This is a genomic window from Ancylobacter sp., from assembly GCF_965229075.1.
GTDB lineage: Bacteria > Pseudomonadota > Alphaproteobacteria > Rhizobiales > Xanthobacteraceae > Ancylobacter.
Genome location: NZ_CBDDIO010000002.1, coordinates 726,402 through 738,922 on the forward strand (window position 1 = coordinate 726,402; position 12,521 = coordinate 738,922).

13 protein-coding genes are annotated in these 12,521 nt (G+C 68.7%); 2 read left to right on the forward strand and 11 right to left on the reverse strand.

All coding sequences use genetic code 11. The annotated features are described in order from the left end of the window. Window positions 1-11: 11 nt before the first annotated feature. The gene (gene hemA, locus ACO07Z_RS09475) at window positions 12-1,238 is read left to right on the forward strand and encodes a 5-aminolevulinate synthase (RefSeq protein WP_421698497.1); all 1,227 of its coding nucleotides are present in this window, start codon (window positions 12-14) and stop codon (window positions 1,236-1,238) included. Window positions 1,239-1,346: 108 nt separating this feature from the next. Here the strand turns inward: hemA and ACO07Z_RS09480 are convergent, their stop codons facing one another. Next, window positions 1,347-2,456, reverse strand: coding sequence for an AbrB family transcriptional regulator (locus ACO07Z_RS09480; protein ID WP_421698498.1), 1,110 nt, complete (start codon window positions 2,454-2,456; stop codon window positions 1,347-1,349). Window positions 2,457-2,578: 122 nt separating this feature from the next. Here ACO07Z_RS09480 and hemN point away from each other — a divergent pair, with 122 nt between their 5' ends. Further along, window positions 2,579-3,901, forward strand: coding sequence for an oxygen-independent coproporphyrinogen III oxidase (hemN, locus tag ACO07Z_RS09485; RefSeq protein ID WP_421698499.1), 1,323 nt, complete (start codon window positions 2,579-2,581; stop codon window positions 3,899-3,901). A 118-nt stretch (window positions 3,902-4,019) separates the two neighbouring features. Here the strand turns inward: hemN and ACO07Z_RS09490 are convergent, their stop codons facing one another. The 10 genes from ACO07Z_RS09490 to mscL all read right to left on the reverse strand — a co-directional run bounded on the left by ACO07Z_RS09490 (window position 4,020) and on the right by mscL (window position 12,421). After that, entirely contained in the window at window positions 4,020-4,661 is a 642-nt protein-coding gene (locus tag ACO07Z_RS09490; RefSeq protein ID WP_421698500.1) for a Crp/Fnr family transcriptional regulator, read from the reverse strand. A 132-nt stretch (window positions 4,662-4,793) separates the two neighbouring features. Continuing rightward, window positions 4,794-5,141, reverse strand: a complete 348-nt coding sequence (locus ACO07Z_RS09495; protein ID WP_421698501.1) for a response regulator — start codon at window positions 5,139-5,141, stop codon at window positions 4,794-4,796. Window positions 5,142-5,252: 111 nt separating this feature from the next. After that, window positions 5,253-5,870, reverse strand: coding sequence for a response regulator transcription factor (locus ACO07Z_RS09500; RefSeq protein ID WP_244378919.1), 618 nt, complete (start codon window positions 5,868-5,870; stop codon window positions 5,253-5,255). 12 nt (window positions 5,871-5,882) lie between these two features. Beyond that, window positions 5,883-7,058: a two-component system sensor histidine kinase NtrB gene (locus tag ACO07Z_RS09505; protein ID WP_421698502.1), complete on the reverse strand. Its 1,176-nt coding sequence runs from the start codon at window positions 7,056-7,058 to the stop codon at window positions 5,883-5,885. Window positions 7,059-7,136: 78 nt separating this feature from the next. Continuing rightward, window positions 7,137-8,351 carry a pyridoxal phosphate-dependent aminotransferase gene (locus ACO07Z_RS09510; RefSeq protein ID WP_421698503.1) on the reverse strand — a complete coding sequence of 405 codons (1,215 nt, stop codon included), beginning with the start codon at window positions 8,349-8,351 and terminating at the stop codon, window positions 7,137-7,139. Between the two features lie 110 nt (window positions 8,352-8,461). After that, window positions 8,462-9,334, reverse strand: coding sequence for a glucose-1-phosphate thymidylyltransferase RfbA (gene rfbA, locus ACO07Z_RS09515; RefSeq protein WP_421698504.1), 873 nt, complete (start codon window positions 9,332-9,334; stop codon window positions 8,462-8,464). 21 nt (window positions 9,335-9,355) lie between these two features. After that, entirely contained in the window at window positions 9,356-10,243 is an 888-nt protein-coding gene (rfbD, locus tag ACO07Z_RS09520) for a dTDP-4-dehydrorhamnose reductase (protein ID WP_421698505.1), read from the reverse strand. Next, entirely contained in the window at window positions 10,240-11,319 is a 1,080-nt protein-coding gene (rfbB, locus tag ACO07Z_RS09525) for a dTDP-glucose 4,6-dehydratase (protein ID WP_421698506.1), read from the reverse strand. The genes rfbD and rfbB overlap by 4 nt, the downstream gene beginning before the upstream one ends. A 4-nt stretch (window positions 11,320-11,323) precedes the next feature. Continuing rightward, entirely contained in the window at window positions 11,324-11,899 is a 576-nt protein-coding gene (gene rfbC, locus ACO07Z_RS09530) for a dTDP-4-dehydrorhamnose 3,5-epimerase (protein ID WP_421698507.1), read from the reverse strand. A gap of 93 nt (window positions 11,900-11,992) precedes the next feature. Continuing rightward, entirely contained in the window at window positions 11,993-12,421 is a 429-nt protein-coding gene (gene mscL, locus ACO07Z_RS09535) for a large conductance mechanosensitive channel protein MscL (protein WP_244378929.1), read from the reverse strand. Between the last annotated feature and the right edge of the window lie 100 nt (window positions 12,422-12,521).

A 12,521-nucleotide genomic window follows, 5' to 3' on the forward strand; every position in this document is an offset into this window, starting at 1 on the left:
TGGGATGCGCCATGGACTACGCCCGTTTCTTCCAGGATGCCGTCGACACGCTCAAGAATGAGCGTCGCTACCGCACCTTCGCCGAAATCGAACGCGACACCGCGCGCTTCCCGCACGCCATTTGGCACACGCCGCAGGGCGAACGCGACATCGTCATCTGGTGCTCGAACGACTATCTCGGCATGGGCTGCCACCCCGATGTGGTGGAAGCGATGTGCGCCACCGCCCGCCAGTCCGGCGCCGGCGCCGGCGGCACCCGTAACATTTCCGGCAACAGCCATGCCGTCGTGGAGCTTGAGGCCGAACTCGCCGATCTGCACGGCAAGGAAGCCGGTCTCGTCTTCACCTCGGGCTATGTGTCGAACCAGACCGGCATTGCCACGCTGGCGAAGCTGATCCCCAATTGCCTGATCCTCTCCGACGCGCTCAACCACAATTCGATGATCGAGGGCGTGCGCCAGGCCGGGCGCGACAAGGTGGTGTTCCGCCATAACGACCTCGCTCATCTCGAAGAGCTGCTGCGCGCCGCCGGCGACCGGCCGAAGCTCGTGGTGTTCGAGAGCATCTATTCCATGGATGGCGATGTCGCCCCCATCGGCGCCATCTGCGATCTCGCCGAGCGCTACGGCGCCATGACCTATCTCGACGAGGTGCACGCGGTCGGCATGTACGGCCCGCGCGGCGCCGGCGTCGCCGAGCGCGACGGCGTCATGCAGCGGGTCGATGTGATCGAGGGCACGCTGGGCAAGGCCTTCGGCGTGGTCGGCGGCTACATCACCGGCACGCGCGCGGTGATGGACGCGGTGCGCTCCTATGCGCCAGGCTTCATTTTCACCACCGCCCTGCCCCCGGCGGTGGCGGCGGCCGCCGCCGCGTCGGTGCGCCACCTCAAGGCCTCGGGCGGCGAGCGGGCGCGCCAGCAGGCGCAGGTCGCCAAGGTCAAGCGGGCGCTGGACCTCGCCGGCCTGCCGCAGATGGTCACCGATACGCATATCGTGCCGATCATGGTCGGCGACGCCGAGGCCTGCAAGGCGGCGAGCGACATGCTGCTTCAGGACCACGGCATCTATATCCAGCCGATCAACTACCCCACCGTGCCGCGCGGCACGGAGCGGCTGCGCATCACCCCCGGCCCGTTCCATGACGACGCGCTGATCGCCCATCTCGCCCATGCGCTGAGCGATGTGTGGAGCCGGCTCGGGCTCGGTTTCGTCAAGCGGGCGCAAGCGGCGGAGTAATCCGCCACGAAAGACAAAGCTCCGGCGGGGTCATCCGCCGCAAGACGCAAAGCGCCGGCGGAGTCATCCGCCGCGAAAGGCCAAGCTCCGGCGGAGAATGCGCTCCGCTCAGTCCTTCGGCTCGGTGGTGTCGATCTCGACATTCTCGGAGGGGATTTCCGCCCGGCCGAAGAACAGCCTAGCGATCACCGGGATCGCCAGGGCAAGGCCGAGGAAGCGCATCAGATGGTGCGCGGCGACGAAGGCCGGGTCCATGCCGAGCACGAAGGCCATGATGGTCATCGCTTCCAGCGCGCCGGGCACATAGGACACCAGCACCTTGGGCAGCGGCTCGCCGGAGAGCCAGGCGCCGAGCACGGCGAAGGCCAGCGCGATCGCCGTGGCGATCGCCAGCGCCGCCAGCGAATCCACCAGGAAGTGGCGCAGCGTCGCCACGCGTGTGCCGGCGAAGCGGCTGCCGGTATTGGCGCCCAGCACCACGAAGCCGATGATGAGGAAAATGTCGGGAAGCCGGCCCTCGATCAGCCCGAAGCCGTGCACCAGCGCGCTCGCCAGCATCGCCCCGACCATGGCGCCGCCGGGAAAGCGGCTGCGCTCGGCGAGCAGCCCGCCGAAAATGCCGACGCCGAGCGAGGTGAGGAAGCTCGTCATGTCGGGCACCACGGGGGTGATGGGCAGCGTGCCGGAAGGCTCGTGCCCCAGCCCGCCGATCGCCGCCGGCAGCAGCGCCACCAGCACGAACAGCCGCAGCGACTGGCCGAACACCACCCGCCGCGTATCGGCCCCGGAACTTTCCGCCATGACCAGCACGGTGGAGAGCGCGCCGGGCGCGGCGGCGAAGAAGGCGCTTCGCCGGTCCCAGCCGGCGACCTTCTCCAGATAGAACATCACCGCCACCATCATGACCGGCACGGAGGCCACCAGCACGCCCATCGTCACCGGCCAGGTGGTGATGCCGCGCAGCGTCTCCGGCGTGATCGCCGAGCCCATGGAGGTGCCGAGGATCATGTAGACGCCGAGCCGCGTGTTCTTCTCAACCCCCACCGGCGCGCCGAGCAGGGCGGCCAGCGCGGTCGCCACCAGCGCGCCGGAAAGCCAGCCCGCCGGCATGGCAAGCCAGGCGAAGAAGCCGCCGCCGGCGAAGGCGAGTGCGAGCGTGCCGACATACCAGGCGTGGCGGCGGAGGGCGGGGGATTTCACGAAGGCGGGAAGCGGCATCAGGCACAACCAGGGAACGGGAGCCCCCGGGCACGCCCGCAGGGCCTGCGCAAGAGCCCGCGACGCGGCGACATTTGCGGCGGATCAATGCGACGAATGCCGGATGGGGTCAAATCCTCTCCATGCATAACGCAACGCTCATCCATGCAGAGCGGGCCGTGCCCCGCTACACCTCCTACCCCACCGCGCCGCATTTTACCGGCGCGATACGGGCCGGCGCGCATGCCGACTGGCTCGCCGTCCTGCCGGCTCAGGCGAGCGTCTCGCTCTACCTGCATGTGCCGTTCTGCCCGGCGCTGTGCTTCTATTGCGGCTGCACCACCAAGGCGACGCGACGGCCCGAGCCGGTGGCGGCCTATGCGGACCGGCTGGAGCGCGAGATCGACCTCGTCGCCGACCGCATCGGCGGGCGCCGCGTCACCCACATCGCCTGGGGCGGCGGCACGCCCAGCCTGCTGGGGCCGGAGCGGCTGCGCCGGCTCGGCGAAAAGCTCGCGGAGCGATTCGACTTCGATCACCTCGCCGAATACGCCTTCGAGCTCGACCCGCGCGAGACCGACGAGCCGCTCGCCGACGCGCTCGCCGCCATGGGCGTCGACCGCGTGAGCCTTGGCGTGCAGGATTTCAGCGTCCATGTGCAGAAGGCGATCGGCCGCATCCAGCCCTTCGCCACGGTGGAGCGCGCCATGCGCCTGCTGCGCGACGCCGGCATTTCCTCGATCAATCTCGACCTGATGTACGGCCTGCCGCACCAGAGCGAGCGCGACATTCGCCGCACCACCCAGCTCGCCACGGTGCTGGCGCCCGAACGGCTCGCTTTGTTCGGCTATGCGCATGTGCCGTGGATGCGCGCCAACCAGAAGATGATCGACGAGGCCTCCCTGCCCGGTGCCGCCGAACGCCTCGACCAGTCGGAGGCGGCGCGCGAGGTGCTGCTGGCCAATGGCTATGTCGCGGTGGGGCTCGATCATTTCGCCCGCGCCGACGATGCGCTGGCGCGCGCGGCGGCGTCCGGCCAGCTGCGGCGCAATTTCCAGGGCTACACCGCCGACCAGGCAGACGTGCTCATCGGCATGGGCGCCTCGGCGATCAGCCGCTTTCCGCAGGGTTTCACCCAGAACGCGCCGGATGCCGGCTCCTATATGCGCGCCATCGACGAGGGCGGCTTCGCCACGGTGCGCGGCATCGCCTTCACCCCGGAGGACCGCCAGCGCGGCGCGCTGATCGAGCGGCTGATGTGCGACCTCGAAGTCGATCTCGACCCCTCGACCCTGGCCGAGGCCGCGCCGCGCCTCGCCGGTCTCGCCGCTGACGGGCTGCTGACGCTGGAAGGCGGGCGCATCGCCATGACCCCCGGCGGGCGCCCCTTTGTGCGTCTCGCCGCGGCGGCGCTGGACCACCGGCTGCAGAGCCAGACCACCGCGCGCCATTCCGCCGCCGTGTGATCGGCCGACGCTCGGTCCGCCAGCACATGCCCCAAAAGAAAAGGCGCCCCAAAAGGGGCGCCAGTTGCTGGAGGGCGTCGCCGCCCTTGGAAGGGCGGCTCGCTGGAAAATCCGAAGGCTACAGCGCCCCGGCGAGGCGGCGCATGCTGCCGCGATCCTGAATACGCACCTCATCAGCCCGTTGCAGCACCACGAGGCCACGCCGCTTGAGTTCGGAAAAGGCCCGGCTCACCGTCTCCAGCGTCAGGCCGAGGAAATCGGCGATTTCCTGCCGCGTCATCGAGAGGTGCAGCGTGCCGCCGACCATGCCCTCGGGCATCAGCCGCAGCAGGAAGAAGGCGACGCGCTCCAGCGCCGACATGCGGCCCAGCACCAGTGCGTGGGAATGCATGACGCAAAGCTGCGCCTCGAAGCGCCGCAGCAGCCGGGCCGCGAGCACCGGGTCGCGCTCCAGCGCGCTGCGGTCATGGGTGTTGATGGTGGCGGGGGTCAGCGTCTCGGCCGAGCAGGCATAGAGATCGCTGTGGGCGAGGCCGAACACGTCGCCAGGGCCGAGCAGTTCCACCACCTGACGGCGCCCGTCGGGCAGCAGCTTGCTCAGCATCACCGCACCCTCGACCACTTCCATGATCCGGCGGGCGGGATCGCCCTCATGCAGCACGGTGACATGCGCGGCGACCCGCATGGTCGGGCAATGCGCTTCGGTGCCATGGGGCGGGCGCACAGTGCCGCCGGTGCGTTCGTCGATGATCTGTCGCATCTGTCTCGCTCCACCCCTTTGATCTTGCGCAAGGCTAAAGGGCAAAGAGCGGCGGCACAGTTCGGTGGGCTGCGTAAGTGACTTTCCGGAAGCGCGCCAACAACGTTTCGGCAGCACGCCGATTCCCGCGCCTCAGCCGTGCGGCAGAACCCGGGCGATGGCGTCGACATCAAGCGGCTTGCGCATCACCCCGTCGGGCACCAGGCCGCGCAGCTGATGGTCGATGAAGCCCTGCGACTGGCCGGTGATGACCACCACGCGCGGCGGCGCGGCGAGGTTCAGCAGCCAGCGCACCAGCTGCGCGCCGGGTATGCCGGGCAGGCTGAGATCGACGATCACGGTATCCCCCGCCTCCGGCACCGGGCCCTTGAACAGGCTTTCAGCGTCGCGGTGGGAGACCACGTCGTGGCCGATATTGCGCAGGATGAGCGCGAGCGAATCGCTCACACCGGCATCATCCTCGACCACGTGAACACGCAAGGGCTCTCTCCCACGGTTTTCGCTGACAGTGTGAAAGAGCGCCGGCATCAGCAATTCGTAGGGATGCGTAGACGGCCGCGTCGTGCACGGGCGTGGGACGCGGGCGGAGGCTCAGTCGCGCATATCCTTCAGCACGATGCGCACGAGATCGGCGGCGTTCTTGGCGCCGAGCTTTTCCATGATGCGGGCGCGGTGCACCTCGATGGTGCGCGGCGAGATGCCCAGCGTGCGGCCCGCCTCCTTGTTGGAGGCGCCGGAGGCGATCTGCACCAGCACCTCCCGCTCGCGCGGGGTGAGCAGGTCATGGCCGGGGAAATGTGCGGTGAGCAGGTCGCCCGGCTCGGCCGAGGCGCGCCGTCCATGCGCGGCGATGGCGTCGCGCACCCGCTCCAGCACGGTGTCGGCGTCGAACGGCTTCTCGATGAAGTCGAGCGCCCCGTGGCGGATGGCGTCCACCGCCATGGGAATGTCGCCCTGGCCGGAAATGATGAAGATCGGCGCCGGGTAGCGGTCGGCTTCCAGCTCTTTCAGAATGTCGAGCCCGGAGCGACCGGGCATGTGAACGTCCAGCACGATGCAGGACGGCACATGGCCGCGCGCCACGGCAAGGAAGGCCGCGCCGTCGGAGAAGCCGCGCACATGGTAGCCCTCTAAGCTGAGCACGAGAGAAAGCGCATCGCGCACCGCCGGATCGTCGTCGACGATGAAGACCTCACCCAGATGTGCCATTCACGGCTCTCCTCACCCGACCTCGTCCGGCACCGGCGCCGCCGGCAGCACCAGCGTGAAGCACGCGCCCCTGCCATTGCCGCCGGGATCGACCAGCAGGTCTCCCCCGTGGTTCTGGGCGATCGTCCGCGAAATCGCAAGGCCGAGCCCCATACCGCGACGTTTTGAACTAGCGAAGGCTTCGAACAGCTTTGGCAGCGCCTCTGGCGCAATGCCGGGACCGTTGTCCTGTACCTCCAGCCGGACGCTGCCGTCGCTGGCCAGGGTGCGGATGCGGATCGCCGGATCGGGCGCGCCGGCGGCGGCCTCGATGGCGTTGCGCACCAGATTGACCACGATCTGCTGCACCTGCACCGGGTCGACCGAGACCGGCGGCAGGTTCTGCCCCGGCTCCCGCTCGATACGGATGCGGTGGCGCTGGCCGAGCAGGGTCAGGTCGATCGCCTCGTCGATCAGCGGATCGAGCGCGCGCGCATGGCGCTCGGGGTCGCGCTTCTCCACGAATTGACGCATGCGCTGGATGATGTGGCCGGCCCGCTCGGCCTCATTCGCCGCCTTGTCGAGAATATCCCCCACGACGGTGACGATATCGACGCCGCGGCTATGGGCGCGGCGGATCGCCTGCAGATAGAGCATCAGTGCGGTGAGCGGCTGGTTCAGCTCATGGGCGATGGCGGCGCCCATCTCGTCGATGGCGGAAACGCGGGCGAGATGAACGAGTTCGCTCTGCAGATCGGCGAGCCGCTGCTCGCTTTCCTTGCGCGGGCGCAGATCGCGCAGAATGCCGATGAACTGCCGCCCGTCCGGCGTCGCCGCCTCGCCGACCGACAGCTCCAGCGGAAACACCGTGCCATCGGCATGCCGGCCCTGCACCTCGCGGCCGATGCCGATGATCTTCTTCACCCCGGTGCGGATATAGCTGCCGACATAGGCGTCGTGCTGGCGCGCATAGTCGCTCGGCATCACCAGCTTGACGTTCTGGCCCACCGCCTCGGCGGCGGCGATGCCGAACATCTTCTCGCAGGCCTTGTTGAAGATCAGGATGCGCGCATGCTCGTCGATGACGATGATGCCGTCGGCCGCCGTGTCCAGCACCGACAGCAGCCGCGCCTCCGACACGGTCGGCGGGTGCGGCGGGGTATCGGGCGAAGCGGAGGGCGGCGCCGGTGGAGAGGCGAAATCCTTCATGATTTCAGTCTGCTCCCGCCACCCGCGCGCCGCAACCGGCCGTTGCACGATTTTGCCGGCGCCGGCCCTGCCGGAAGCTCATTTCTGCAGCCAGCGCACGAGCCGGTCGGTCGCCTCCGTCATCTGCGCCTCGCCGCGGGCGAAGCACAGGCGGATGTAGCTCTCGCCGCCCGGCCCGAAGGCCGTGCCGGGGGCGAGGCCGATGCCCGCCTCATCCACCAGCTTGAGCGCGAGGTTCCGCATGTCCGGCTCGCCCTCGACGCCGAAGAACATGTAGAACGCGCCCGGCGGCGTGGCGAAGCGCACGCGGTTGGAGGAGGCGAGCCCCTTGGCGACGATGTCGCGCCCGCGCCGCGCCCGCTCGATCTGGTGGGCAACGAAGCTCTCACCGCGCTCCAGCGCCGCGACGCCGGCCCGCTGCATGAAGGCGGCGACACCGGAGGTGGAATACTGGATCAGGTTCTCCAGCACGGGGCCGAGCGACGGATGTGCCTCGATCCAGCCGAGCCGCCAGCCGGTCATCGCCCAGTTCTTGGAGAAGGTCTGGACGAAGAGGATACGGTCGTCCTCCGCCATCACGTCGTGGAAGGAGGGCGCCAGCGCCGGGCCGCCTTGTTCCGCGTCGTAGAAGAAGCGGCCATAGATCTCGTCGGCGACGATCCACAGACCATGCCGGCGCGCGATGTCGAGCACGCCGCGCAGCGTGTCCACCGAGGCGACGAAGCCGGTCGGGTTGGCCGGGGAGTTGATGAAGATCACCCGCGTGCGCGGCGTCACCGCGCTCTCCAGCCGGTCGAGATCGAGCCAGAATCCGCGCGTCTCATCGAAGGAGAAGGGCACGAAGACCGGCAGTGCGCCCACCACCTCGGCCGCCGCCGCCGCGTTCGGCCAGGAGGGCGAGGGTATGAGGATTTCCTCGCCGGCCGAGAGGGTGAGCGCCAGCGCCACCTGGATCGCCTGCATGCCGGAGCCGGTGACGTAGTAGCGCTCGGGATCGTCGGCCACGCCGTAGAGCCGGTGCATGTAGCCGGCAATGGCCCCGCGTAGCTCCGGTATGCCGCGTTGCCAGGTGTAGAAGGTCTCGCCCGCCGCCAGCGACCGCGTCGCCGCCTCGCTGATGAAGGCGGGGGTCGGCAGGTCGCCCTCGCCGGCCCAGAGCGGGATCAGCCCCTCTTTGCGGCGGCCGTAATTCATCACCTCGACAATGCCGCTCTCCGGCAGGGACAGCGCCTGCGGGCGGATGTGATCGAGCAGCGAGGGCGCGGGAAGGAGGGGTGCGGCGTCGGCGGACATGGGGAAAACCTGGGAGAGGGCGGGACGCCAGTCTACAACCGGTGCCGGATGCGCCCTCATTCAAAGAGGTGAAGCGGCGATGACGAAAAGCGATGGATCGCGCCGCCCGCTCAGCCGGCTTCCTCCGCGACGCGCAGCAGATAGGCGCCATAGGCCGACTTCTTTTGCGCCTCGCCGAGCGCGCGCAGCTGCGCGGCATCGATGAAGCCGGCGCGGAAGGCGACCTCCTCCGGCGAGGCGATGCGCAAGCCCTGCCGGCTTTCGAGGATCTGCACGAACTGCGCCGCCTCGATCAGCGATTCCGGCGTGCCGGTGTCGAGCCAGGCGAAGCCCCGGCCCATCATCAGCACGTCGAGCTCGCCCCGCTCCATATAGGCGCGGTTCACATCGGTGATCTCGATCTCGCCGCGTGGCGAGGGTTTCAGCCCGGCGGCGATCTCCACCACGCGGTTGTCGTAGAAATACAGCCCCGTCACCGCGAGATTGGAGCGCGGGACGGCGGGCTTCTCCTCGATCGAGATCACCTTGCCGCCCGGCCCCATCTCCACCACGCCATAGCGCTCGGGGTCCTTGACGGGGTAGCCGAACACGGTGGCGCCGGTCTCGCGCGCCGCAGCCTTGCCGAGTAGTTCCGGCAGTCCGTGGCCGAAGAAAAGATTGTCGCCCAGCACCAGCGCCACGGGATCGTCGCCGATGAAGTCGCGCCCGACGATGAAGGCGTCCGCCAGCCCGCGCGGGCTGTCCTGCACGGCGTAGCTGAGCCGAAGGCCGAACTGCGACCCGTCGCCCAGCAGCTTCTGGAACAGCGGGCTGTCATGCGGCGTGGTGATGACCAGAATGTCCCGGATACCCGCCATCATCAGCGTGGTGAGGGGATAATAGATCATCGGCTTGTCATAGACCGGCAGCAGCTGCTTCGACACCACGAGGGTGATCGGGTGAAGCCGCGTGCCGGAACCGCCGGCGAGGATGATGCCCTTCATAGGTTTCCGTATCCTGTGCAATCAGCCGGCCGGCGAGGCCAGAAGCGCGTCGACCACCTCGGTCACCCGGTCCTGCCACGGCGCGGCGCGGAAGCCGCTGGCCTGCGCGAAGGCCGCGCTGGAGAGCTCCGAATTGGCCGGGCGGCGCGCCGGGGTGGGGTAGTCCGCTGTCGTGATCGGCACGATCTCGGGATGGCGGCCGGTATGCAGGCCCGCCCGCCCGACAATGGCCGTGGCGAAGTCGAACCATGTCGTCGCCCCGGTGCCGGCGAGATGATAGGTGCCCGGTGCGAGCGTGCCGGCGGCGAGCAGGGGCGCGGCGGCCAGCAGGCCGTCGGCGATATCGCGCGTGGCGGTCGGGCAGCCGCGCTGGTCGGCGACGATGGTCAGCCGGTCGCGCTCGGCGGCGAGCCGCAGCATGGTCTTGAGGAAATTGGCGCCATGGACGCCGTAGACCCAGGAGGTGCGAATGATGAGATGGCGCGCCAGCGCGGCGCGCACCGCCCGCTCGCCCTCTTCCTTGCTGGCGCCATAGACCCCGAGCGGGGCGACGGGATCGGTCTCGACATAGGCGCCCTGCTTGGTGCCGTCGAACACATAGTCGGTGGAGAGGTGGATCAGCGCCGCGCCCTGTTCGGCGCAGGCCTGCGCGATCAGCCCCGGGGCCACCGCATTGATGAGATGCGCCCGCTCCGGCTCGCTTTCGGCGCGGTCCACCGCCGTATAGGCGGCGGCGTTGATCACCACCTCGGGCCGGGCGGTGGCCAGCGCCCGCGTGAGCGCGGCGGCGTCGGATATGTCGAGCCCGGCATGGTCGAGCGCCACCAGCTCATGGCCGGCGTCCGCCGCCTGCGACGCGATTTCGCGGCCGACCTGCCCGCCGGCGCCGAGGAGCAGAAGCCGGCTCATGTGGCGAGCCCGATGCGCTGGCGGGCGTAGCGCGCCTTCAGCGGCTCCCACCAGACGGGATTGTCAAGATACCAGCGCACCGTCTTCTCGATGCCGCTCTCGAAGGTTTCCGCCGGCACCCAGCCGAGCTCGGTGGTCAGCTTGCTGGCGTCGATGGCGTAGCGCGCGTCATGGCCTGGGCGATCGGTGACGAAGCGGATCAGACCCTCGCGCGGGCCGATTTTCGCATCCGGCACCACCCGGTCCATGATGGCGCAGATGGTGCGTACCACGTCGATATTGCGCCGCTCATTATTGCCGCCGACATTGTAGCTCTCGCCGAGCCGGCCGCGCGTGGCGATGAGGTCGAGCGCCGCCGCGTGGTCGTCGACATAGAGCCAGTCGCGCACATTCTCGCCCTTGCCGTAAACCGGCAGCGGCGCACCCTCCAGCGCGTTGAGGATGGTGAGCGGGATCAGCTTTTCCGGAAAGTGATACGGCCCGTAATTGTTCGAGCAGTTCGACATCACCACCGGCAGCCCATAGGTGTGGAACCAGGCCCGCACCAGATGGTCGGAAGAGGCTTTCGAAGCCGAGTACGGGGAATTGGGCTGATAGGGCGTGTCCTCACGGAACAGCCCTTCCGCGCCCAGCGTGCCATAGACCTCGTCGGTAGAGATATGGTGGAAGCGAAAGCGTCCCCGCGCCGCGCCGTCGAGCCCGCGCCAATAGGCCAGCGTCTCTTCCAGCAGCGTGTAGGTGCCGACGATGTTGGTGCGGATGAAGTCGCCCGGCCCGTCGATGGAGCGGTCGACATGCGACTCGGCCGCCAAATGCATCACCAGATCGGGCCGGAACTCCGCCAGCGCGGCGCGGAACGCGCGGCCGTCGCAAATATCGGCCTGAAGGAAGCTGTGGCCGGGCAGGTTGTGCACCTCGCCCAGCGAGGCGAGATTGCCGGCATAGGTCAGCTTGTCATAGGTCAGCACCTGCCGGCCCTGCCGCACCAGCCGGCGCACCACCGCCGAGCCGATGAATCCGGCACCGCCGGTGACGAGGACGCGCTGGGCGGGAACGCCGTGGAGGGAAGCGCTCATGCTCTCACGCCTCTGCCGGCTGGAAGGTGAAGGGGCTCGCAGAATCGCGCAGCAGCGGCGCTACCCGGTCCTTGCCCGAGAGGATCGCCGCCCCGGCCGCCAGCGGCCAGTCGATGGCAAGGTCCGGGTCATCCCAGCGAATGCCCGCATCGTGCGGCGGCGAATAAGGCGCGTCGACCTTGTAGGCGACGATCGTGTCGGGCTCCAACGTGCAGAAACCGTGGGCGAAGCCGTGCGGCACCAGCAATTGCTCGCCCTTTTCAGCCGTCAGCGTCGCCGCCACCCAGCGGCCATAGCTGGGCGAACCTTTCCTGATATCCACCGCCACGTCGAAGATCGCCCCGCGCACCGCCCGCACCAACTTGGCCTGCGCCATGGGCGGGGTCTGGAAATGCAGGCCGCGCACCACGCCGACCTCGCGCGAGAGCGATTCATTGTCCTGCACGAAGGCGATGTCGAGGCCGAAGGCGTCGAATTGCGGCTTCTTGTAGGTCTCGCAGAAATAGCCCCGCGCGTCGCCGTGGCGGACCGGCTGGACGAGAACGACATCGGCGATGGCAAGGCGGGTGAAGGTCGTCATAAGGTTCGGTACTCGTCGCAATTGCGCGCTTCTACCCGGTCTCGCGCCCGCGTCACAGCCCTCCCAAGGCCGTAGATGCCGGCGGGCCGCGGTTCAGACCTTCTTCGCCAGAAGGTCGCGGATTTCGGTGAGCAGCACCTCTTCCTTGGTCGGCGGCGCGGGCGCCGGCGGCTCCTTGGCGGCGTTGCGGCGCAGCCGGTTAATGCCCTTCACCACCAGGAACAGGATCCAGGCGATGATCAGGAAGTTGATCACCACGGTGAGGAAGTGGCCATAGGCGAACACCGCTCCCTGCTCGCGCGCGGCGGCAAGCGAGGTGGCGGTGACATTGGGGGAGAGCCCGACGAAATAGTTGGAGAAGTCGAGCCCGCCGAACACCGCGCCGACCACCGGCATGAACAGGTCGGTGACGATGGACGAGACGATCTGCCCGAAGGCGGCGCCGATGATCACGCCGATGGCGAGATCGACCACATTGCCCTTCACCGCGAATTCGCGGAATTCGGTGAGAACCTTGCTCATGCGACCCCCGATGCACTGCCGACCGACCGCGCCACTGTGATACGCCCCGCTGGTCCCGGCAACCCTTGCGGCAACCTCATGTGGTGGACAGGTGCCGCCG

Coding starts and splice junctions, on each gene's coding strand:
- hemA (WP_421698497.1), top strand. CDS start 12: ATGGACTACGCCCGTTTCTTCCAGGATGCCGTCGACACGCTCAAGAAT.
- ACO07Z_RS09480 (WP_421698498.1), bottom strand. CDS start 2,456: ATGCCGCTTCCCGCCTTCGTGAAATCCCCCGCCCTCCGCCGCCACGCC.
- hemN (WP_421698499.1), top strand. CDS start 2,579: ATGCATAACGCAACGCTCATCCATGCAGAGCGGGCCGTGCCCCGCTAC.
- ACO07Z_RS09490 (WP_421698500.1), bottom strand. CDS start 4,661: ATGCGACAGATCATCGACGAACGCACCGGCGGCACTGTGCGCCCGCCC.
- ACO07Z_RS09500 (WP_244378919.1), bottom strand. CDS start 5,870: ATGGCACATCTGGGTGAGGTCTTCATCGTCGACGACGATCCGGCGGTG.
- ACO07Z_RS09505 (WP_421698502.1), bottom strand. CDS start 7,058: ATGAAGGATTTCGCCTCTCCACCGGCGCCGCCCTCCGCTTCGCCCGAT.
- ACO07Z_RS09510 (WP_421698503.1), bottom strand. CDS start 8,351: ATGTCCGCCGACGCCGCACCCCTCCTTCCCGCGCCCTCGCTGCTCGAT.
- rfbA (WP_421698504.1), bottom strand. CDS start 9,334: ATGAAGGGCATCATCCTCGCCGGCGGTTCCGGCACGCGGCTTCACCCG.
- rfbD (WP_421698505.1), bottom strand. CDS start 10,243: ATGAGCCGGCTTCTGCTCCTCGGCGCCGGCGGGCAGGTCGGCCGCGAA.
- rfbB (WP_421698506.1), bottom strand. CDS start 11,319: ATGAGCGCTTCCCTCCACGGCGTTCCCGCCCAGCGCGTCCTCGTCACC.
- rfbC (WP_421698507.1), bottom strand. CDS start 11,899: ATGACGACCTTCACCCGCCTTGCCATCGCCGATGTCGTTCTCGTCCAG.
- mscL (WP_244378929.1), bottom strand. CDS start 12,421: ATGAGCAAGGTTCTCACCGAATTCCGCGAATTCGCGGTGAAGGGCAAT.